17 protein-coding genes are annotated in these 22,591 nt (G+C 63.2%); 11 read left to right on the forward strand and 6 right to left on the reverse strand.

From position 1 onward, the window contains the following. Positions 1–46: 46 nt before the first annotated feature. Both AC6H0W_RS10020 and katE read left to right on the forward strand, forming a co-directional pair. Positions 47–376 carry a DUF2325 domain-containing protein gene (locus AC6H0W_RS10020; protein ID WP_497577012.1) on the forward strand — a complete coding sequence of 110 codons (330 nt, stop codon included), beginning with the start codon at positions 47–49 and terminating at the stop codon, positions 374–376. Between the two features lie 131 nt (positions 377–507). Beyond that, complete coding sequence (katE, locus tag AC6H0W_RS10025) at positions 508–2,619, forward strand: catalase (protein WP_497577013.1); 2,112 nt, start codon at positions 508–510, stop codon at positions 2,617–2,619. Positions 2,620–2,664: 45 nt separating this feature from the next. Here the strand turns inward: katE and AC6H0W_RS10030 are convergent, their stop codons facing one another. From AC6H0W_RS10030 to AC6H0W_RS10045, 4 genes are read right to left on the reverse strand one after another with little or no spacing between them, the layout of a single operon-like run. Then, on the reverse strand, positions 2,665–3,252 hold the full coding sequence (locus AC6H0W_RS10030; RefSeq protein WP_497577014.1) for a 3'-5' exonuclease: 588 nt from the start codon (positions 3,250–3,252) through the stop codon (positions 2,665–2,667). Continuing rightward, positions 3,249–5,144 (reverse strand): DUF294 nucleotidyltransferase-like domain-containing protein, encoded by a 1,896-nt coding sequence (locus tag AC6H0W_RS10035; RefSeq protein WP_497577015.1) that lies wholly within the window; start codon positions 5,142–5,144, stop codon positions 3,249–3,251. Before AC6H0W_RS10035 ends, AC6H0W_RS10030 begins: the two co-directional genes overlap by 4 nt. A 24-nt stretch (positions 5,145–5,168) precedes the next feature. Beyond that, positions 5,169–6,581, reverse strand: coding sequence for a PhoH family protein (locus AC6H0W_RS10040; RefSeq protein ID WP_497577016.1), 1,413 nt, complete (start codon positions 6,579–6,581; stop codon positions 5,169–5,171). Positions 6,582–6,621: 40 nt separating this feature from the next. Then, positions 6,622–7,080: a peroxiredoxin gene (locus AC6H0W_RS10045; RefSeq protein WP_497577017.1), complete on the reverse strand. Its 459-nt coding sequence runs from the start codon at positions 7,078–7,080 to the stop codon at positions 6,622–6,624. 147 nt (positions 7,081–7,227) lie between these two features. Here AC6H0W_RS10045 and AC6H0W_RS10050 point away from each other — a divergent pair, with 147 nt between their 5' ends. From AC6H0W_RS10050 to thrC, 6 genes are all read left to right on the forward strand, one after another. After that, positions 7,228–8,022 (forward strand): undecaprenyl-diphosphate phosphatase, encoded by a 795-nt coding sequence (locus AC6H0W_RS10050; protein WP_497577018.1) that lies wholly within the window; start codon positions 7,228–7,230, stop codon positions 8,020–8,022. A 194-nt stretch (positions 8,023–8,216) separates the two neighbouring features. Further along, on the forward strand, positions 8,217–9,518 hold the full coding sequence (locus AC6H0W_RS10055; protein WP_497577019.1) for a pyridoxal phosphate-dependent aminotransferase: 1,302 nt from the start codon (positions 8,217–8,219) through the stop codon (positions 9,516–9,518). 46 nt (positions 9,519–9,564) lie between these two features. Beyond that, positions 9,565–10,875 (forward strand): homoserine dehydrogenase, encoded by a 1,311-nt coding sequence (locus AC6H0W_RS10060; RefSeq protein WP_497577020.1) that lies wholly within the window; start codon positions 9,565–9,567, stop codon positions 10,873–10,875. Between the two features lie 314 nt (positions 10,876–11,189). Beyond that, on the forward strand, positions 11,190–13,775 hold the full coding sequence (locus AC6H0W_RS10065; RefSeq protein ID WP_497577021.1) for a putative bifunctional diguanylate cyclase/phosphodiesterase: 2,586 nt from the start codon (positions 11,190–11,192) through the stop codon (positions 13,773–13,775). Between the two features lie 41 nt (positions 13,776–13,816). Beyond that, complete coding sequence (locus tag AC6H0W_RS10070) at positions 13,817–14,902, forward strand: DUF3080 family protein (RefSeq protein WP_497577022.1); 1,086 nt, start codon at positions 13,817–13,819, stop codon at positions 14,900–14,902. A gap of 93 nt (positions 14,903–14,995) precedes the next feature. After that, complete coding sequence (gene thrC, locus AC6H0W_RS10075) at positions 14,996–16,429, forward strand: threonine synthase (protein WP_497577023.1); 1,434 nt, start codon at positions 14,996–14,998, stop codon at positions 16,427–16,429. A 79-nt stretch (positions 16,430–16,508) separates the two neighbouring features. Here thrC and nadC read toward each other — a convergent pair whose 3' ends face one another. Next, entirely contained in the window at positions 16,509–17,357 is an 849-nt protein-coding gene (nadC, locus tag AC6H0W_RS10080; protein WP_497577024.1) for a carboxylating nicotinate-nucleotide diphosphorylase, read from the reverse strand. 51 nt (positions 17,358–17,408) lie between these two features. Continuing rightward, positions 17,409–18,926 carry an NAD(P)H-hydrate dehydratase gene (locus tag AC6H0W_RS10085; RefSeq protein WP_497577025.1) on the reverse strand — a complete coding sequence of 506 codons (1,518 nt, stop codon included), beginning with the start codon at positions 18,924–18,926 and terminating at the stop codon, positions 17,409–17,411. 212 nt (positions 18,927–19,138) lie between these two features. Between AC6H0W_RS10085 and tig the strand changes: the two genes are divergently transcribed. Genes tig through clpX form a run of 3 tightly spaced genes read left to right on the forward strand, consistent with a single transcriptional unit; the run spans position 19,139 to position 22,391 of the window. After that, entirely contained in the window at positions 19,139–20,446 is a 1,308-nt protein-coding gene (gene tig, locus AC6H0W_RS10090) for a trigger factor (protein WP_497577026.1), read from the forward strand. A 23-nt stretch (positions 20,447–20,469) separates the two neighbouring features. After that, complete coding sequence (clpP, locus tag AC6H0W_RS10095) at positions 20,470–21,105, forward strand: ATP-dependent Clp endopeptidase proteolytic subunit ClpP (RefSeq protein WP_497577027.1); 636 nt, start codon at positions 20,470–20,472, stop codon at positions 21,103–21,105. A gap of 17 nt (positions 21,106–21,122) precedes the next feature. Then, positions 21,123–22,391 carry an ATP-dependent Clp protease ATP-binding subunit ClpX gene (clpX, locus tag AC6H0W_RS10100; protein ID WP_497577028.1) on the forward strand — a complete coding sequence of 423 codons (1,269 nt, stop codon included), beginning with the start codon at positions 21,123–21,125 and terminating at the stop codon, positions 22,389–22,391. Positions 22,392–22,591 lie beyond the last annotated feature (200 nt).

The following is a 22,591-nucleotide window of genomic DNA, read 5'->3' on the forward strand; positions in this document are numbered from 1 at the left end:
ATTTACTCTACTGTGACTGCGAATCATTCTCATCGAGGCAAAATAGATGAACGCACTGCTCGTCGGCGCCGATCGTCTCGGCAACATTCCTACCGTACTCGACCGCTTCGGTATCCGCATTGCACAACACGTCAGCGGACGTGACAGCAGTCATCAGCGCCGCAGCTCGCCTTTGCCCACCGGCATCGAAATCGTCATCCTGTTTACCGACTTCCTCGGCCACAACGTCATGAAGCGTTTCCGCGAAATGGCCAGCCGCGAGGGCGTGACGGTGGTGTGTTGCCGCCGCTCGGTGTGTGCGCTGGAGCAGGCCTTGGGGCGCAGTATCCCGGCCGCGCGATGTGACGGCTGCAAGGCCGAGTGCAAGCGTCACTGAGTCGGATCAGGGCCTGCAAAAGGCCTTTCTGCATCCTTTGTCTTGCGTCACGGGCATGGTGATTGCCTCGTCTTTCCTCCGAGTTTCAGGGCTTCGTGCCCTTTGGAGTAACCGCGACGAGGAGATTGGCCATGAAGCAGGCAAAGAAGCATGAGGACGCATCCGCACGGGCGAAGTTGCACGATCAAGAGCCGGGCCGCGCGCCCGGCGGGGAAACGCACCAGCAGGCAGGCGAGGATGTGCCGGCGCTCACCACGGCACATGGCGTGCCGGTGGCGGACAATCAAAACACTCTGCGCGCCGGGGCACGCGGCCCCGCGCTGATGGAAGATTTTCACTTCCGCGAGAAGCTTTTTCATTTTGACCACGAACGCATTCCCGAGCGCGTGGTGCACGCACGCGGCTATGGCGTGCATGGCTATTTCGAGAACTATGAGTCGCTCGCCGACCTGACCCGCGCCGACCTGTTTCAGCGGGCGGGAGAGAAGACCCCCGTTTTTGTTCGCTTTTCGACGGTAGCGGGTAACAAGGGCTCGTCCGATCTCGCGCGCGACGTGCGCGGCTTTGCCGTCAAGCTCTACACCAAGGAAGGCAACTGGGATCTGGTCGGCAACAACATCCCGGTGTTCTTCATCCAGGACGCCATCAAGTTCCCCGACATCATCCACGCCGCGAAGCAGGAGCCCGACCGCGGCTTCCCGCAGGCGCAAACGGCGCACGACAACTTCTGGGATTTCATTTCGCTGACGCCGGAGTCGATGCACATGGTGATGTGGATCATGTCCGACCGAACGATTCCGCGCTCATACCGTTTCATGGAAGGTTTCGGCGTGCATACCTTCCGGCTGGTGAATGCCGAAGGCAAATCGCACTTCGTGAAATTCCACTGGAAGCCCAAGCTGGGAGTGCAGTCGGTGGTGTGGAACGAGGCCGTTAAGATCAACGGCGCCGACCCTGATTTTCACCGGCGCGACTTGTGGAATGCCATTCAGGCAGGCGCCTTCCCGGAGTGGGAGCTGGGCCTCCAGGTGTTCGATGAGGCATTCGCGGAAAGCTTCGACTTCGATGTGCTTGACCCGACCAAGCTGATTCCCGAGGAGGTTCTGCCGGTGCGTCGCGTCGGGCGCATGGTGCTCGACCGCGCGGTCGACAACTTTTTCGCCGAGACTGAGCAGGTCGCCTTCTGCACGCAGAATATCGTGCCGGGCATCGACTTCAGTGACGATCCGCTGCTGCAGGGGCGCAACTTCTCGTACCTCGACACCCAGCTCAAGCGCTTGGGTGGGCCGAATTTCACGCACTTGCCGATCAACGCGCCGAAGTGCCCGTTCCACAACTTCATGCAGGACGGCCACATGGCCTTCCACAACCCGGTGGGGCGCGCCAATTACGAGCCGAATTCATGGGGCGGAGAGCAAGGCGGGCCGCGTGAGACGCCCAAGGGCTTTCGCTCGCATCCGCAGGAGGTCAGCGGCCCCAAGGTGCGGGAGCGCCCGGACACCTTTGCCGACCACTACAGTCAGGCGCGCCAGTTCTACATCAGCCAGACCAAGGTCGAGCAGTCGCACATCGTCGCTGCGCTCACCTTCGAACTGAGCAAAGTGAAGACTCCCGTCATCCGCGAGCGCATGGTTTCGCATCTGCTCGACATCGATGAGGCGCTGGCGAAGAAGGTGGCGGAAGGGCTGCGCATCGAAAACTTGCCCACCCCGGCTGAGTCGGCCATCAAGCCGCGCACCGATCTGCCCGAGTCGCCCGCACTGAGCATTCTGCGTAATGGCCCGCAAAGCTTTGCCGGGCGAAAGTTGGGTGTGCTCCTGACCGACGGTGCCGATGCGGCTCTGGTGGCCGACCTGCGCGCGGCGGTGGCCGAAGCGGGCGGTGTGATGGAGACCGTTGCACCGCAGGTGGGTGGCATCACCGCTTCGGACGGCAGCTTCATCGCTGCGGATGAGCAGCTTGATGGCGCGCCGTCGGTGTTGTTCGATGCGGTGGCGGTTCTGCCGTCGAAGGCCGGCGTGAGCGGGCTGCTGGCCAAGCCGCCTGCGCGCGACTTCGTAGCCGACGCCTTTGCGCATTACAAGTTCGTGGCGTGGTCGGGTCCCGCACGGGAGCTGTTCGACAAGGCCGGGCTCGCGCGAGAACTCGACGAAGGCTTCTTTGCGCTGGACGACGGTGCCTCTGCCAGGCAGTTCGTCGATGCATGTGGTTCTTTGCGCTTCTGGGACCGGGACGGAGCTTGAGATCACAGCGTGGGCGGGCACTTGCTGGCCGCCCACGCTGTGATCTCAGCGTGTCGTGACGGCGCGGAGGCTGGCTTCCAGGTCGGCCAACGCGTGGGTCGAGCGGCGCCCGTTGGCGGTGGCGCGCGATTGCAGCGTGAGCAGCAGGCGTGCGATCACCCATGCGTCGCCGAGGGCGTGATGGCGTTGGAACGTGTCGAGCCCCAGGCGATCCATCCACTGCGACAAGCGTGCGGGCTTGGCGTGCACTTCGCCGAACAGCGCGGGCAGCAGCCAGTAGAGGTCGAGCCACAGCCATTGCGGCACATGGCCGAGGTGCTGGCGCATGGCGCGTTCGACCAAACCGCGGTTGAGTTCGGCGTTGAACACCACCACCGGATCGAGGCCGATGAATTGCTCAAGTGCGCCGAGTACTCCTGCCGGGTTGTCGGTGAGCGGCGAGAAGAACGAAGCGCGCGGGTCGATCGAGCCGTTTTCCACTGCGATGGCGGCGACGGCCAGCAGATCATCCTCCGGGCTGACGCCGCTGGCGCGCGTGTTGAGCACCACATAGCGGGTTTCGGCATGAGTGCGGTCGAGCGGGGCAGCGGTGGCTTCGCCGCGTGCGCCGATGAGGCGGCGGAGCCAGCTCACAGCTGGTAATCCAGCTTGAGTTGCAGCTGCAGCTTGCGCGCCTGGCGGAAGGCCTCTTTCAGAATGCGGCGGTCGAGCTCGTTCAGGTCGTCCGGGCGCACGCAATTGTCGCCGGGAGCGTCATGCTCGGTTTCGAGATGCTGGGCGCGCAGGCGCAACAACTGGATGAAGTGGAAGCCGTCGAGCATGGCCGAGACTTCGTCTTGCCGCACGCCCATGCGCGCCGCCGATTGGCGTAGGCGCTGGGCGGTGCTGCTGGCGCCCACGCCGTAGCGCAGGGCGAAGATGCGGGCTGCGTCTACGAACAGACGGGCCCCGGATTTCTTGAGGTCGATCAGGCCGTCGGCATCCGCGGTGAAGTCACGGAAGCGCCCGAGCGGTGGTGTCACCTTGAGGGCGTTCTCGGCCATCAAGCGCAGGAAGTTGCCGTGCTTGCGGACATGCTGGTGCAGGCTCTCGCGCAGCGTTTCGCCATGGCGCGGGTCGCCGGCCAGCACGCGGAAATCGAAGTAGATGGATGCATTGAGCAGTGCCTGCGGTTCGGGGCCGCGTACCCACCGCTCGAAGCGTTGCTTCCACTCGTCCAGCGTCAGACACAGCTCCGGGTTGCTGGCCATGATGTTGCCCCTGCACAGCGGGAAGCCGCAGTCGGCAAGGTGCTGATTGACGTCTGCGGCGAAGGCCAGCAGGCGGGCGCGCGTCGCTTCGACCTGAGCGGACGCTGCGATGAACAGCAGCCCGTTGTCCTGATCGCTCGACAGCGTCTGCTCGTGCCGTCCTTCGGAGCCGAAGGCGAACCACGCGTAGTCGATGCCGTGCAGATCGTGGCGGGCGTGATCGAGCGCAATGATGCGGCAGGTGAGGGCGTCGTTGAGCGCCGAGACGAACTGCGTCAGTTGCTCGGCTGCGACGCCTTGCGCGATAAGGTTGAGGGCCAGTTGCCGGATGTCGCGTGCGGCACGTTGCAGCGTGCCGATGTTGGCGGCACCGTCGATGCTGGCGCGAATCTGGCGCAGGCTGATGCGCTGCAGTGAAAACAGATCGCGTTCCGACACCACTCCGATTGCCCGCCCGGTGTCGTCGGTCACCACCAGATGCTGGATGCCGTATGTGGCCATTTCCAACGCGGCATCGTAGGCAGTGGCTGCGCCGCGCACGCAGCGTGGCGAGGCCGTCATGCATGCCGAGACGGGCGCGGCCAGGTCGGCCCCGGCCAGCACGATGCGCGGAATGATGTCGCTTTGCGTCAGGATGCCCAACGGCCGCTGTGCGGCGTCAGCCACCACCATGCAGCCGATGTGCTTTTCCGACATGCGTTCGAGCACCGTGCGCAGCGGCGCATCGGGCGGCACGCTGACCAGTTCGTGCGCGAGCAGACGCGCCACCGCCGTGGTCATGGTGTGCTGCTCGGCGGCACGCTGGGTGAAGGTGGCCTGCAACTTCTGGCGCGACTGCCCGACCAGGCTGGCGAGAAACTGTGTGCAGAACAGGTGGAATTCCGGGCTGCGCCGCATCAGTTCACGGAAATCATCCGCCGCCAGCGAATACAGATAGCTGTCTTCGAGCGCGCTGTAGGTGTTGGTGGTGGCGCGGCGACCGGACAGGGCGCCGATGGGGAAGCATTCGCCTGCGCCAAGCGTGAGCGTGGCGTATTCGGTGTCCGCCAGCGTGCCGTGCTGCTCGGCGCGCACGCTGCCGCGTTCGATGATGAGGAACTCGCGCGGCAGGCCCATACCGGGGGTAAGGATGTCAGCGCCGGCAGGGTAATGGATGAGTCGCAGTCGTTCGCCGATGAACTGAAGGGCGTCCGGTTGCATGCCGTCGAACGGCGCAAAGCGTCGGAGGAAGTCGATGTTGGCGTGGCTCAGCAGCTGCGTTGCGGACGTTTCCATCGCTTCCTCCGGTGCAGTGTGCGGCTACAAGACCTCGGCCGCGTGGTCGGCCAGCCTTGAGCGCTCGCCGCGTTGCAGGGTGATGTGGCCAGAATGCGGCCAGCCCTTGAAGCGATCCACCACGAAGGTCAGGCCCGAGCTGCCCTCCGTGAGGTAGGGCGTGTCGATCTGCGCGATGTTGCCCAGACACACCACCTTGGTGCCGGGGCCGGCGCGCGTGATGAGGGTCTTCATCTGCTTGGGCGTGAGGTTCTGCGCTTCATCAATGATCAGGAACTTGTTGATGAAGGTGCGCCCGCGCATGAAGTTCAGGCTCTTGATCTTGATGCGGCTACGGATCAGGTCGCGCGTGGCGGCGCGGCCCCATTCGCCCCCCTCGCCGGTGGTGCCGTTGAGCACGTCGAGGTTGTCTTCGAGTGCGCCCATCCACGGAGCCATCTTTTCTTCCTCGGTGCCCGGCAGGAAGCCGATGTCTTCGCCCACCGGCACCGTTACGCGCGTCATGATGATTTCGGAGAAGCGTTTTGTTTCAAGCACCTGGGTGAGTGCCGCGGCGAGCGTCAGCAAGGTCTTGCCGGTACCGGCCTGACCGAGCAGGGTGACGAAATCGATCTCCGGGTCCATCAGCAGGTTGAGTGCGAAGTTCTGCTCTCGGTTGCGTGCGGTGATGCCCCACACGCTGTTCTTGCTGTGGCTGTAGTCGGTGAGTGTCTCCAGCGTGACGGTATTGCCACGCCGTTCGCGCACCCAGGTCTGCAGCGGGTTGTCACCGTCCTGGTAGAGAAACTCGTTCGTCAGCAGGTCGCCGGCGAGCGGGCCGGTCAGGCGGTAGCGTGTGTGGCTCTCTTCCTTCCAAGACTCCATGCCCTTGCCGTGCGTGTCCCAGAAGTCGGCCGGGAACTCGCGTGCCCCGGTGTACAGCAGGTCGCTGTCTTCCAGCACCTTGTCGTTGAAGTAATCCTGCGCATCGAGACCCAGCGCGCGGGCCTTGATGCGCATGTTGATGTCCTTCGACACCAGGATCACCGGCCGGCCCTTGAAGCGCTCGGCCAGATGCATCACCACGCCGAGAATCTGGTTGTCACCCTTGAAGGTGGGCAGGGCTTCGGGCAACTCGAAGTGGATGGCATCGGCCTGCAGGAACAGCTTGCCGCTGGCCAGGCCATGCGAGGGCTCGTCCAGATCGATGCCTTCGCGGATGCCGGCCTCGGACGAAGACACGATTTCGTCCATGGTGCGGCTGGCCTGACGCGCGTTGCGCGCCACTTCGGACATGCCTTTCTTGTTCGAATCCAGCTCTTCCAGCGTCATCATGGGCACGTAGATGTCGTGCTCTTCAAAGCGGAAGAGGCTGGTGGGGTCGTGCATCAGCACGTTGGTGTCGAGGACGAACAGCTTGGTCTTGCTGGCGGACTTGCGAGTGGCGCGTCGTGTCATGTTCGTGGTCTCTCGGGCTGTGCCCAGTGGGTGAGTCGGATTACAGCGACTTGACGGCGGACATGACTTCCGCCGCGTGACCGGGCACCTTCACACCGCGCCACGCCTGCGCGATGTTGCCCTGTGCGTCGATCAGAAACGTGCTGCGTTCGACGCCACGTACCTGTTTGCCGTACATGTTTTTCATTTTCATGACACCGAAGGCTTCGCAGGCGATTTCTTCCGGGTCGGAGATCAGTTCGAAGGGCAGTTCAAGCTTGGCCTTGAAGTTCTCGTGTGACTTGAGGCTGTCGCGCGAGATGCCGAAGATCTTGCAGCCGCTGGCGGCGAAGCTCTCGTGCAAGTCGCGGAAATCCTTGGTTTCGTTGGTGCAGCCGGGGGTGTTGTCCTTGGGGTAGAAATACAGCACGACTTTGCTGCCGCGCAGTGCCGAAAGGCTGACGTTGCCGTCGCCGGTGGCAGGGAGGGAAAAGTCGGGCGCTGGGGTGGTTTCGCTCATCGCAACTCCGTTTTCTTGTTGTGTGTGGCACCAGCGTAGCGGACATTTGCCAGCGTTGACAATCGTTGATACCGGCGTCGTTCGGGCCGCCACAAGCGCCGTTGCGATGGGCTATCATGCTCGGCTGATTCTGCTTGCGGAGTAGTGGTGGATTACTTGCAGACCATCGTTCTGGCGCTGATCCAGGGCGTTACCGAATTCCTGCCGATCTCCAGTTCGGCGCACCTCATTCTTGTTCCGGTGATTGTCGGCTGGCCCGATCAGGGGCTGGCCTTCGACGTTGCTGTTCATCTCGGTACGCTGGTGGCGGTGGTGGCTTACTTCCGTCGCGAACTGGTGCGCATGACCGCGGCTGGCATCGGCTCTCTTGCCGGCCGCTGGTCACCGGATGCCAAGCTCGCCTGGGCGGTGGTTTTGGGTACTTTGCCGGTGGTGTTTTTCGGCCTGATCGGCAAATCGTTCATCGAATCTTCCCTGCGTGGCCCCATCGTCATCGGGGTGACGGCCATCGTCTTCGGCCTGGTGCTGTGGTGGGCCGATGTCAAAGGCAGCCGGAACCGCGACGAATTCAGCATCAGTTGGCGCGACGCCGCCATCGTCGGCGTGGCGCAGGCGCTGGCGCTGATCCCCGGCACTTCGCGTTCCGGGATCACCATCACTGCGGGCCTCATGCTCGGCCTCACCCGCGAGGCGGCTGCGCGCTTTTCATTCCTGCTGTCGATCCCGACGTTGTTGGCCTCGAACGTGTTGATCGGGCGTGACCTGGTGCAGTCGGAGGTGCCTGTGGAGTGGGGCACCTTGCTGTTGGGGACGGTGGTGGCAGGTGTTGCAGCCTATGCCTGCATCGGGCTCTTCATCCGTCTGCTGGCCCGCACCGGCATGCTGCCCTACGTGATCTATCGCGTGCTGCTCGGCATCGTCCTGCTGTGGGTGTTCCTGTAAGCGGGCCTCGTCTCGAAAGGCCCGAGTCTGGCAGCGTGGTGGTGCAAGGAAATGGCCACCATGGTGCCCGGAAATTGCCGGAAAGCCGCGCATTCGGTACCATTCAACCCTTTTCCGCATGTCGGATCCGGCCTTTCGCGCCCGGACGGTCGAGTGACCTTTAGCGCGACTTCATTCCTACAGGAACGGGCAAGATGACTGTGACCAGCAAACGCACGCTTGCGCCGGTTTCGCCCGTGGCGGCGGTGCCGGACGAGGGTAATCCGGCTGCACGTACCATCCGCAAGTCGGCCAAGCTGGCCGATGTCTGCTACGACATCCGCGGCCCTGTGATGGTGCGCGCGCGTCAGATGGAAGACGAAGGCCACCGCATCATCAAGCTGAACATCGGCAACCTCGCCTCATTCGGCTTCAATGCTCCCGAAGAAATCCAGATGGACATGATCCGCAACCTGCCCAATTCGGCTGGTTATTCGGACTCCAAGGGTATTTTTTCGGCGCGCAAGGCCGTGATGCATTACACCCAGCAGAAAAACATCAAGGGTGTGGAGATCGAGGACATCTATCTCGGCAACGGCGTGTCCGAGCTGATCGTGATGGCCATGAACGCGCTGCTCAATGCCGGCGACGAAGTGCTGGTGCCGGCGCCGGATTATCCGTTGTGGACGGCTGCGGTGAGCCTTTCGGGCGGTCGGCCGGTGCATTACCTGTGCGACGAGGGCAACGACTGGATGCCCGATATCGCCGACATGCGCGCCAAGATCACGCCCAACACGCGTGCCATCGTTGTCATCAACCCGAACAACCCCACCGGTGCGCTGTACCCCGATGCGGTGCTCAAGGAGATCATCGCCCTTGCCCGCGAGTTCGACCTGATCCTGTACGCAGACGAGGTCTACGACAAGGTGCTGTACGACGGCGCGGTGCATACCTCGCTGGCTGCGCTGTCGGAAGACGTGCTGACCATCATCTTCAACGGTCTGTCGAAGAACTACCGCTCCTGCGGTTACCGCGCCGGCTGGATGGTGGTGTGCGGCGACAAGCGCCGGGCGGGTGATTACATCGAAGGCCTCAATATGCTCGCCTCGATGCGTCTATGCGCCAACGTGCCGGGTCAGTACGCCATCCAGACGGCGCTGGGTGGCTACCAGAGCATTGACGACCTGGTGGCCGAGGGTGGCCGCATGCGTCGCCAGAGGGATCTCGCCTACGAGTTGATCACGGCGATTCCCGGTGTCACCTGCGTCAAGCCCAAGGCCACGCTGTACATGTTCCCGCGGCTAGACCCGAAGGTGTATCCCATTGAGGATGACCAGGCCTTCATCACCGAGCTGCTTGAAGAAGAGCGTGTGTTGCTGGTGCAGGGCACTGGTTTCAACTGGCCCGAACCCGATCACTTCCGCGTGGTCTTCCTGCCGCACGAAGACGATCTGCAGGACGCGGTCGGCCGCATTGCGCGCTTCCTCGAACTGTATCGCAAGCGTCACGGCACCTGAGCGCGCCTCGCGCGGCGCTGCATTTCCACTCTTTTTTCGGTAGAACATGAAACCAATCAACGTAGGACTTCTCGGCATCGGCACCGTCGGCGGTGGCACCTTCAACGTACTCAAGCGCAACGAAGAAGAAATTTCCCGCCGCGCAGGCCGCCCGATTCGCATCAGCGTCGTCGCCGACAAGAACCTCGAGCTCGCGCGCCGCGTGGCGGGTGACGACGTGCGCGTCACGGACGATGCCTTCTCGGTGGTCTCCGACCCGGAGGTGGATATCGTCGTCGAGTTGATTGGCGGCTATGGCATCGCCCGCGAGCTGATCATCAATGCCATCTCCAATGGCAAGCACGTAGTCACGGCCAACAAGGCGCTGCTGGCCATGCATGGCAACGAGATCTTCGAGGCTGCCCAGCGCAAGGGCGTGATGATCGCCTTCGAGGCGGCTGTGGCCGGTGGCATCCCGATCATCAAGGCGTTGCGCGAAGGTCTGTCGGCCAACCGCATCGAATGGTTCGCCGGCATCATCAACGGCACCACCAACTTCATCTTGTCCGAGATGCGCGACAAGGGGCTCGCTTTCGATGAGGTGCTGCGTGAGGCGCAAGCACTGGGTTATGCCGAAGCCGACCCTACTTTCGACATCGAAGGCATCGATGCCGCGCACAAGGCATCCATCATGAGCGCCATCGCGTTCGGCGTGCCGATGCAGTTCGGCGCCGCGCACGTCGAGGGCATTTCCACCCTGGACAGCGTCGATATCGGCTATGCCGGCCAGCTCGGTTACCGCATCAAGCTGCTGGGCATCGCCAAGATGCGCCCGGAAGGCGTTGAACTGCGCGTGCACCCCACGCTGGTGCCGAAAGACCGCCTGATCGCCAATGTTGAAGGCGCCATGAATGCCGTGCTGGTGCATTGCGACGCTGTCGGCCCGACGCTTTATTACGGCAAGGGCGCTGGTGCCGAGCCCACCGCCAGCGCGGTGATTGCCGACCTCGTCGACGTCACCCGCCTGCACACGGCAGACCCGGAGCACCGCGTGCCGCACCTGGCCTTCCAGGCGGATCAGGTGCACGACGTGAAGGTGCTGCCGATCGAGGACATCATCACCTCGTATTACCTGCGCCTGCGCGTAGACGACAAACCAGGCGTGCTCGCCGACATCACTCGTATTCTGGCCGACAGCGACATCTCCATCGAAGCCATGATCCAGAAACAGGCCGAGGAGGGCGAATCGCGCACCGACATCATCATGCTCACGCACCGCACGGTGGAGCGAAACGCCAATGCGGCGATTCGCAGCATTGAGGCGTTGCCGGTGGTGCGCGGCAAGGTCACGCGCTTGCGTATGGAAAGCCTGCAGTAACAGACCGTGCTTTGCAGCAACCCGAAAGCCGCGGCTCGTCCGCGGCTTTTGTTTTTCACTGCGGTTGCCGGGTGGGCGAGCCTTGCAGTAAGGCTGGGGGTCTTTCGATCAGGGGCACCGCCAAGTGCGCGAACGGGGCCACGCATTCTCAGGTTTTTCTGTAACAACTGCGTTTGTATCGTATTGTTCGGTTTGTCCAGGACAGAGCCAAACGTATGATCCGTGCCGAACACGCGCCCCTGCGTCTCAAGCCAATGGCGAAAACGCCTGTTCGAAGAGTCTCGCCGCCTGCAATTTTCTGGCTTTCCGTTGCGTTGTTGCTGTTGATCGCGGTGTTGGGGCTGTTTCTCACGGTGACCTATCGTCAGGCGGTGGCGACGGCACAGGCCAACACAAGCAATCTCGTGCAGGTGATCGAGTCGGGTCTTGCGGACGGCTTCGATCGCATCGACAGTGCCCTCGATTTCGTTGCCAGCGAGCTTCCGGAGGGCAGTCTCGAGCGTGCCGCCACAGAGTACGAACAGGTTCGCATCGAGCGCAGCTTGCAGCATCTGGCAAGCAGCTTCGAGAAGATCTTCGCTCTCAACATCTTCGGAGCGGATGGTGTCTTGCTTTATTCCTCCGGGGCTGGACGCGACGAGGCGGATATCGGGAACCTCCCGTATTTTCAGCAGTTGCTCAGCGACCCCTCGCTAGAAACCATGTTCTCGCCCGTCCGAGTGGTGGGTACGACGTCGCGGAGTTCGCTTGTTCAGGCGCGTGCCTTGCGCAAGGAGGATGGGCGTTTCCTGGGTGTGGTGAGCGCAGTTGTGGATATTGATGCCGTGGGCGAGTTGCTGCGCAGCGTCGATGTCGGCCCCGGTGGCGTGGTGCTGCTGCGTCGCACGGAAGACTCGACTTTGGTACAGCGCTTCCCCACCATGGGAAAGGCCGAGTTCAATCGGCCCTTGCCGGCGGATAACCCCGTCCGGCTGCGCGTCGCGGCAGGTGAGCGAGAAGGGACCCTGCGCTATACCGCGAGCACAGATGGGACGGATCGTCTCGGCACCTTCAAGGTGCTCGATCGATCCCCTTTCTACGTTCAGGTGGCACAGGCCGAGGCTCATTACCTGGCCGGCTGGTGGAACATCGTGCGCGGAACTGCGGCGATTGGCGTGATCGTGCTGTGCGGCTTCGCGTTTGCGGTTACCCGTTTGCGCCATGACGAGCTTGCCTTGCAGCGCATTGCGCACTTCGACGAGCTTACCGATCTGCCCAATCGCGCACTGCTGGCAGACAGACTGGCGCAGGCTATGTACCGAGCCCGGCGCAACCGGCGTCAGCTCGCGGTGGTGTACCTGGATCTGGATTGGTTCAAGGGCGTCAACGACACATACGGGCGCGAGGTTGGTGATCGGCTGCTGGTCGAGGTATCACAGCGCATGAAGTGCTGCCTGCGCGCGGGTGACACGGTGGCGCGGCTGGGGGGCGACGAGTTCGTCGTGGTGCTTTCCGATGTACGCACGCCGGCCATCTGCATGAGTCTGGTGCGCCGCCTGATCGCGGCGGTGGATCGGCCGGTGGAGGTGGAGGGCTTCGACGTGAATGTGTCGAGCAGCGTCGGCATCACCTTCTACCCCCAGCGCGAGCCGGTCGAAGCCGAGCAATTGCTCAGGCAGGCGGATCACGCCATGTACCAGGCCAAACTGGCCGGCCGCAGCCGATTCCACGTTTTCGATATCGAGCAGCATCAGTTGTTGCGCGGCCAGCACGAATGCATACAGCGCGTCGCCGAGGCGCTGCACAACGACGAATTGGTGCTGTATTACCAGCCCAAGGTAAACATGCGCACCGGCCAGGTCATCGGTGTGGAGGCCTTGTTGCGCTGGCAGCATCCTGAAGAGGGCCTCCTCCCGCCCTCTGCCTTCCTGCCTGCCATCGAGCAGCATCGGCTCGACGTGGAGGTGGGTGAATGGGTCATCAAGCAGGCACTGGTGCAATCCGAACGTTGGCTGACCAACGGCATTCGTCTGCCTGTGAGCGTCAACGTCTCGGCGCATTTCTTGCAGCACGCCTCGTTCGTCCAGCGACTCGAGAGCATATTGAGCCAGCATCCGAATTTGCCGGCCGGATGGCTCGAGCTGGAGGTGCTCGAGAGCAGCGCCTTGTCCGACGTGACGCGCGCTTCCGCGGTGCTGAACGCTTGCACCCGCTTGGGCGTGCGTGTGGCGCTGGATGACTTCGGCACGGGCTATTCATCGTTGGCGTACCTCAAGCGCCTGCCGACAAGCGTGCTCAAGATCGACCAAGGCTTCGTGCGCGACATGCTGCACGACCCGGACGATCTGTCGATTCTGGAGGGTGTGCTGGGTCTTGCACGGGCGTTCCGGCGCGAGGTGATCGCCGAGGGCGTGGAAACCCTTGAGCACGGCGTGCTGCTGTTGCGGCTGGGCTGCGAACTGGCGCAGGGCTATGGCATCGCGCGGCCGATGCCGGGCGAGGCCGTGGCTGCTTGGTTGTCCGAGTGGAAGCCTGACCGCGTATGGGTGAATGCGCAGACCCTTGATGTCACCCGGCTGGCTTTGCTGCGCGCGAGCATCGAACAGCGCGCCTGGGTCGAACGCCTTGCCGCATGGTTCGCAGATCCTCAGGGCGCTGCGCCTGACGTGGCGCAGGGCTCCCGATGTTGTGAGTGGATGGAGCATTGGGCGCTGGCGCTGGGTGGCCACGCCTCTGAAGCGCTTCAGGCGCATCGTCGCCTTCACGGATTGGCGGCTGAGGTGCTTGGCTCCGCGGGCGATGAGCTGCATGTGGCGCGCAGCCTGGATGAAGTCATTGCGCTCGACATTCAATTGCGTGAGGCCATGGATGCATGGCTAGAAGGCGCTTTGCCAGAGCCCGCCGAGCCGATTGCCAGCTAGCTGGTTGAACCGTGCCTGCGGGCGCGCAGTCCACCCGCCGTATGTTTTCCCTCTTTGCACGCATGCCTCGCTGCCGCACGCTTTCGCTGACTTTCTGGTGCTTGCTGGCCCTGACGGCGTGCGACCCCTTCGCCTCGCCCGATACTTTGTTCGAGGAGTACATCGAGCGCACTTCACGCGTGCTGGATGAGCCTTTCGAATTGACGGTCGTCCCTACCCTTGAGCAATTGCCGCGGCGGCGTGAGCGGGTGCGCGAGATTCCCGCTTTGGACGTGAGCATGCTCGACTTTCTGGGTTTATACGGCTGCGAGTTGCAGCACGTGGTGGGCGAGCGCAATTCGATCATGGGGCGTGTGATGCACCCGGCCTCGGTGTTCGATTACGAAGTGCGTTTCTTGCGGGCAGCGCAGGAATGTCAGCAAACCATTGACAACGAGCGCCTCGCAGCACGGCTTGGCGAAGTCGTCGAAGCCAAGCGCGCGCAAATTGCCGATGCGGCATGGAACGCCGTGTGGGGCAGCAGCGAAATCGAAGCTTTCCTGACGCGTTCGCGTGGCGCACTCGCCGTGCACCCGGACCGCGATACCGCCAGCACCATGGCCACGGATCTGCGTGCGGTGGCCGACATCACGGCGCGGGTGGAAGCAGGGCGGCTGGACGTTGACGTGAAGGCGCTGGACGGCGTCTATCAACGCTGGCCGTCACGACCGCTTGCGGGGCAGACGCTGCGCGGCGCGATGCTGGCGATCACCCGGCTGGACGACGCTTCACGCATCCTCGAAGCGCGCCTGCAGGATCGCCCGATCTGCCCGCGGCCAGACGTGCGCCCACGTGCCGCGGACAACATGCTGGGCATGTTCATGCGCGTGTATGTGGGCGAGGTTCAGCCGTATCTTGCCGAGCTGCAACGCTCACGTCGCGAACTGATGCCGCCGTTGCAGGCATTGGCGGCCATCGGAGGCGGGCGAAATGAAGCGGTTCGAAGCTACGCCGAGCGCAATTTCGCCGAGGCCCATGAGGAGAGCATCTGGCGGCGTTTCGACCAAGCCGTGGCACGCCACACGCGAGGCTGGCAGGAGTTGCTGGGACAATGCGGCATGCGCCCGGGCCAAGATAGCGCCGGATGAAGAGTCTCGCCGCCCGGCCATGAATTGGACAGCAACTGCGGCGGGCGGGATAATCCGGCCCTTGTCTGGCATTCCCGAAAATCGAGGATCTACGTGAAATATCTGTCCACGCGCGGCCAGGCGGCCGGCCCCGAATTCTGCGACATCCTGCTCGGCGGGCTGGCCCCGGACGGCGGCCTGTATCTGCCGGAATCCTACCCGCAGATCACGCGCGCCGAGCTCGACGCGTGGCGCCAGCTCTCGTACGCCGAGCTGGCCTTCCAGATCCTTTCCAAGTTCATCACCGACGTTCCGCCCGCCGATCTCAAGGCCATCTGCGACAAGACCTACACCGCAGACGTGTATCGCTACGTGCGCGATGGCGGCAATGCGGGCGACGTCACGCCGGTTTCGTGGCTCAAGCCCGGTCGGCTTGGTTTGCTGGAGCTGTCCAATGGCCCGACGCTGGCCTTCAAGGACATGGCCATGCAACTGCTCGGCAACCTGTTCGAATACGTGCTGGCCAAGCGCGGTGAAGAGATCAATATCCTCGGCGCCACCTCGGGCGACACCGGCTCTGCGGCGGAGTACGCCATGCGGGGCAAGAAGGGCGTGCGTGTGTTCATGCTGTCACCGCACGGCCGCATGAGCGCCTTCCAGCGAGCGCAGATGTATTCGCTGGCCGACCCCAACATCTTCAACATCGCCGTCAAAGGCATGTTCGACGACGCGCAGGACATCGTGAAGGCGGTCTCCAACGATGCCCCCTTCAAGTCCAGAAACCGCATCGGTGCGGTGAATTCGATCAACTGGGCGCGCGTGGCCGCGCAGGTGGTGTACTACTTCAAGGGCTATTTCGCCGCCACGCAGAGCAACGACGAGCAAGTCGCCTTCTGCGTGCCGTCGGGCAACTTCGGCAACATCTGCGCCGGCCACATCGCGCGCCAGATGGGCTTGCCAATCGGTCGCCTTGTCCTTGCCACCAACGAAAACAACGTGCTCGACGAGTTCTTCCGCACCGGCGTATATCGCCCGCGCGCAACGGCCGAAACGCACATCACCTCCAGCCCGTCGATGGACATCTCGAAGGCCTCGAACTTCGAGCGCTTCGTGTTCGATCTGGTCGGGCGCGACCCCAAGGTGGTGGCCGAACTGTGGGGCAAGGTCGATGCCGGCGGTGCCTTCGATCTGAACGACACCCCTTACATCAAGCGCATGCCCGATTTCGCCTTCGTGTCCGGCAGCAGCTCGCATGCCGACCGACTGGCCACCATCCGAAAGGTGTGGGAAGAGTACGGCGTGATGATCGACACGCATACGGCAGACGGCGTGAAGGTGGCGCTGGAGAACATGTCCGACGACATGCCGATGGTGGTGCTGGAAACCGCTCAGCCGGTGAAGTTCGCCGAAATCATACGCGAAGCGCTTGGGCGTGACCCGATCCGTCCGGATGGTTTCGAGGGCATGGAAGACCTGCCGCAGCACGTCGAGGTCATGGAACCGGATGTGGCCGCAGTGAAGGAGTTCATCGTTCGACACAGCGCGTGAGCGCTGGCGTCCGAATGCACAACGGCCACCTTGCGGTGGCCGTTCTTTTTTTTGCTTGTCGCCAAGCGCCTTGGGGCGATTACTCTTCCACGTGTCGCAGCGACAGATCGATGGCCTGAACGTCCTTGGTCAGTCCGCCGATGGAGATGCGGTGCACGCCGGTGTCGGCAATGGCCCGCACACGCTTCAGATTCACGCCGCCGGAGGCTTCCAGTTCGGCACGGTCGTTGGTGACGTCGACCGCACGGCGCATGGTGGCGAGGTCCATGTTGTCGAGCAGGATCATCTTCACGTCGGCGGCCAAGGCGGTTTCGAGCTGTTCGAGGGTTTCCACCTCGACTTCGATGAACACATCGGGGGCGGCCAGCTCGCGTGCCCGCGCTACTGCGGCTTCGATGCCGCCCGCCGCGATGATGTGGTTTTCCTTGATCAGAATGCCGTCGTACAGCCCGACGCGGTGATTGCTGCCACCGCCCGTAGCGACGGCGTACTTCTGGGCGAGCCGCAAGCCGGGCAAGGTCTTGCGGGTGTCCACGATCTTTGCGCGGGTGCCGGCCACGGCATCCACGTAGCGGCGCGTCACCGTGGCCGTGCCCGCGAGCAGTTGCACGAAGTTGAGCGCGGTGCGTTCGGCCGTGAGCAGTACGCGCGCATTGGCGACGATGTCGCACAAGGCTTGGCCGGGTGCCAGCAGGTCGCCGTCCTTGACGTCCCATAACACCGTGGCGGTGGGGTCGAGCGCCGCGAAGGTGGCGTCAAACCATGCCGAGCCGCACATCACGGCCGCTTCGCGGGTGATGACACGGCCGCGCGCGTCGGTGCCGAGCGGAATCAGGCGGGCGGTGAGATCACCGGTGCCGACATCCTCGGCCAGCGCCGCGGCGACGCTGCGTTGAATCTCGATGCGAAGTTGCAGGGCGTTGAGCATGGCAGGGCCTGTGACGATGGGCGGACGATTCTAGCATCGGCCGCGATGGGTTCAGTACGGCTCGGGGGGCGGCGAAGCAGCTTCGAGAATCCAGTGGTTGAAGCGGGCTCGCGCGGCGTCGATGGCTTCGCCCGCGGTGAGCCCTATGGGCCCGACGCCGGCTTCGGCCAGATGGTCGGCCGCCATGCCATGCAGGTGCACCGCCGCGATCAATGCCGCTTCGGCAGGCCAATGCTGCGCAACCAGTGCAGTGATCATGCCGGTGAGCACGTCGCCCATGCCGGCGGTGGCCATGCCGGGGTTGCCGGTGCAGTTGATGAACCAGCGGCCGTCGGGCAGGGCGATGATCGTGCCGCAGCCCTTGAGCGCGACCAGCGCCTGAAAGCGCGAAGCCAATTGCAGGGCCGCACCGATGCGGTCTTTCTGCACCGCCGCGGTGTCGCAGCCGAGCAAGCGGCCGGCTTCGGCGGGATGGGGCGTGAAGATGGTGGGCGACTGGCGCGCGGCGCAAATCTGTTCCAGCCGGTAGTCGTCGGCGATGAGGTTCAGCGCATCGGCATCGAGCACAAGCGGAATCGACAAGGGCAGCACGCGTTCGACCATGCGGCGCGATTCATCCGAAAGCCCCAGCCCCGTTCCCACGGCACACACGTCGGCGTTGTCGACGACGATGCCCGGTGCGCGCAGCATCAGTTCGGGCTGCATCGGGTCTACCGTCGGAGCGTCGCGGTCCATCATGCCCACCAGAATCCGTCCCGCGCCAAGCTTGAGCGCGGCGCGGCCGGCGAGCAGCGCCGCACCATTCATGCCGCTGGCACCGCCCAGAACGCCGGCGTCGCCGAAGGTGCCCTTGTGCGTGTTGTACGGGCGTGGCACCAGATGGTCGCGGAACAGCGAGGCCCGGATGCGCATGCCCTGCGGCGCGAGGTGCTGTTCGGGGTCGATGTCCAGACGGTTCACGGTGACGATGCCGGCATGGTCGGGGCCGTCGAGCGTGAGAAGCCCGGCCTTCAGCGCAAGAAAGCTCAAGGTGTGGGTGGCGCGGAAGGCATAGCCATGCACGCGCCCGGTGTCTGCATCCAGGCCGCTTGGAATGTCGATGGCCAGGCGCGGCCCGGGCAGGGCATTGAGGCGTGCCAGCCAGTAGGCGTAGTGCCCGTCCACCGCGCGCTTCAGGCCGATGCCGAACAAGGCATCCACCACCAGTGCCCAGCCTTCGGGTGGGGCGGCGGGGAGATCGGCAAGGGTCATTCCGCCGGCCTCATGCCACGCGTCGTAGGCTGCGCGGGCATCGGCGGGAAGCTTCTCTGCCTCGCCCGCAAACGCGACCACGACAGGGCGGCGTGCCTGCAGCAGTCGGCGCGCCATGACGAAGCCGTCGCCCCCGTTGTTGCCCGGGCCGCAGGCAATCAGGATGGTGCCGGGGCGATCCATGGTCAGCCGCACGGCCTCTTCGGCAGCGTTGCGCCCGGCGCGCTCCATCAGACTCGGGTCGGCCTTGGCGCGAGCGCGCGTCTCGATGCTGCGTATGCCGGCGACGGTGTAGATCGGTTCGGGTGGGGCGAACATGGTGTCTCCGCTGCGTTGTTGCTTCGATTGTAAGGCGGTTGCCGGGCGAGGTCTGTTCCTTGCTTGAGCCGGTGGGCCGGTGGCGGCCGTGTGATAGTATTGGCGGTTTGCAAAAACATGGTGTTCTGGCCAGAACCCCCATATTCAGCCGGGTTTTACCCCGGCGGGTGGCGCGAATGCCTGAATCTTTTGACCTTGTCGGGAAGCAATTGATGGAAAACAATCAGGAAACTTCGAGCGCGCTGGAGCGCCGCATTGACATGACCGTGGCGCTGGCCGACATCGAAAAAGATGTCGAAGCTCGCCTCAAGCGGATTTCCCGCACGGCCAAGATGGCCGGCTTCCGCCCGGGCAAGATCCCGATGAAGATCGTGGCCCAGACCTACGGTGGCCAGGCTCGTTCGGACGCGATCGGCGCGCTGGTCGAAAAGGCCTTCAGCGAGAAAGTGCGCGAGCAAGAACTGCGCATCGCCGGTCAGCCGAGCATCGAGCCGGGTGACGCCACGGCCGACGGCATGCTGTCGTTCACCGCGATTTTCGAGGTTTATCCCGATGTCGAGCCGGGCTCGCTCGCCGAGCAGACGCTTGAGCGCCCGGCCTTCACGGTGGGTGATGCCGAAGTCGACAAGACCATCGACGTGTTGCGCAAGCAGCGCACCACCTACGAAGCCGCCGATCGCGCCGCTGCAGAGGGTGATCGTGTGGTGATCGACTTCGCCGGCCGCAAGGATGGCGAACTGTTCGAAGGCGGTCAGGCCGACGACTTCCCGTTCGTGATCGGTGCCGGTTCGATGCTCAAGGATTTCGAGGAGGCCGTGAAAGGCCTGTCGGCGGGCGAAACCAAGAAGTTCGAAATGACCTTCCCGGACGACTACCACGCTGAAGCGCTGGCAGGTCAGAAGGTTGAGTTCGAGATCACTCTGAAAGGCGTTGAAGCCCCGGTATTGCCGGAGATCGACACCGAGTTCGCAAAGGCGCTGGGCGTTGCCGACGGCGACGTCACCAAGCTGCGCGACGAGGTGCGCCAGAATCTCGAGCGCGAGGTGAAGCGTCGTGTTCAGGCTCGCGTGAAAGAGCAGGTGATGGATGCGCTGCTGGCCGTCACGCCGATCGAAGTGCCGAAGGCGCTGGTCGAGAACGAGTCCGGCCTGCTGGCCGACAACGCTCGTCGCGACATGGAAATGCGCGGCATGAACCTGAAAGACATCCCGGTGCAGTCGTCGTGGTTCACCGAGCAGGCCGAGCGCCGCGTCAAGCTGGGCCTGATCATGGCCGAGATCGTCAAGGCCAATGAGCTCTTCGCCAAGCCTGAGCAGGTCAAGACCGTCATCGAAGAGATGGCTCAGAGCTACGAAGACCCGAGCGAACTGGTACGTTGGTATTACTCGCAACCCGAGCGCCTGTCGCAGGTCGAAGCGGTCGTGATCGAAGACAACGTCGTGGAATGGGCGCTGGGTCAGGCCAAAACCTCCGACAAGCCCATTTCCTTCGATGAACTGATGGGCAATACTGCTGCCTGACAAGCACTCAACACGGGATAACGATGAGCAAAGCCAGCGAAATGCACAGCAACTGGGAACCCCAAGCCCTCGGCATGGTGCCGATGGTGGTGGAGCAGAGCGGGCGCGGTGAGCGCGCCTACGACATCTATTCGCGCCTTCTGAAAGAGCGCGTGGTGTTTCTGGTCGGGCCGGTGAACGACGTGACGGCCAACCTCATCGTTGCCCAGTTGTTGTTTCTTGAGTCCGAGAACCCGGACAAGGACATTTATTTCTACATCAACTCGCCGGGCGGTTCGGTGACGGCTGGCATGGCGATTTACGACACCATGCAGTTCATCAAGCCGGACGTGTCGACGCTGTGTATCGGCCAGGCTGCAAGCATGGGCTCGTTCCTGCTCGCCGCCGGAGCCAAGGGCAAGCGCTTCTGCCTGCCGAACTCGCGCGTAATGATTCACCAGCCGCTGGGTGGTTTCCAGGGGCAGGCGTCGGACATCGAAATCCATGCCCGCGAGATCCTGTACATCCGTGAGCGCCTCAATGGCATGTTGGCCAAACACACCGGCCAGCCGATCGAGCAGATCGAGAAAGACACGGATCGCGACAATTTCATGAGCGCCGAGTCGGCGGTCGAATATGGTCTGGTTGATCGTGTGCTGACTTCGCGCGCTGACGTCTGAACTGCTGAGAGAACGAAATGACGGACAAGAAGACGGGTAACGACAAGCTGCTTTACTGCTCTTTCTGCGGCAAGAGCCAGCACGAGGTGCGCAAGCTGATTGCCGGCCCGTCCGTTTTCATCTGCGATGAATGCATCGAACTGTGCAACGACATCATCCGCGACGAGATGCTCCAAGGCGGCAGCACCGAGGAAGGCAAAGGCAGTCTGCCGACCCCGCAGGAAATCAGCCGTATTCTCGATCAGTATGTGATCGGTCAAAACAAGGCCAAGCGCAACCTGTCGGTGGCGGTGTACAACCACTACAAGCGCCTGCGCCACATCTCGAAAGAGAAGGATGAAGTCGAGCTGTCGAAGAGCAACATCCTGCTGATCGGGCCGACCGGCTCGGGCAAGACGCTGCTGGCCCAGACGCTGGCGCGCCTGCTCAACGTGCCGTTCGTCATGGCCGATGCCACCACGCTGACCGAGGCCGGTTACGTGGGTGAGGACGTCGAGAACATCATCCAGAAGCTGCTGCAGAAGTGCGATTACGACGTGGACAAGGCCCAACAGGGCATCGTCTATATCGACGAGATCGACAAGATTTCACGCAAGTCCGACAACCCGTCGATCACGCGTGACGTGTCGGGCGAGGGCGTGCAGCAGGCGCTGCTGAAACTGGTGGAAGGCACGCAGGCTTCGATTCCGCCGCAGGGCGGGCGCAAGCACCCCAACCAGGATTTCATCCAGGTCGACACCACCAACATCCTGTTCATCTGCGGTGGCGCTTTCGACGGCCTTGAAAAGGTCATCCGTCAGCGCACCGAGCAGGTTGGCATCGGTTTCGGTGCCGAGGTGAAGAGCCGTGACGGGCGTGCCGCGTCCGAGTTTTTCGGCCAGGTCGAGCCGGAAGATCTGGTGAAGTTCGGTCTGATTCCGGAATTCGTCGGTCGCTTGCCGGTGGTGGCGACGCTGGAAGAGCTCGACGAAGAAGCGCTCATCCAGATCCTCATCGAGCCGAAAAACGCCCTCGTCAAGCAGTATCAGAAGCTCTTCTCCATGGAAGGCGTCGAGCTCGAAATCCGCCCCGCCGCGCTGCATGCCGTGGCCCGCAAGGCCATCGCCCGCCGCACCGGTGCGCGCGGTCTGCGCTCCATCCTCGAAGCTTCGTTGCTCGACATCATGTACGACCTGCCGCAACTCGAAGGCGTGGAAAAGGTCGTTATCGATGAAGGCACCATCAGTGAAGGCTCCCAGCCTCTGCTGATCTACGCCGAGCAGCCGAAAGTCTCCGGCTCCAACTGATTGCTTGGTGTCTCCGCTCGTGCCGTTCGGCTTGCGATGCAGGCCGGACGGCGCGTAAGCTGAACCTGCGCCCCTTCAGTCTTTCCAGGCGTTGCCGTCAATGTTGGAAAGGCAATGAGAAGGCGCGCTGTTCACGCGCCCGATACGCTTGAATTTCCGGCTCCCGTCCCCAGATGGGTCATACCGCTCCCCAGAGGTCA

The sequence above is a fragment of the Pseudazoarcus sp. NS20 genome (assembly GCF_059703745.1).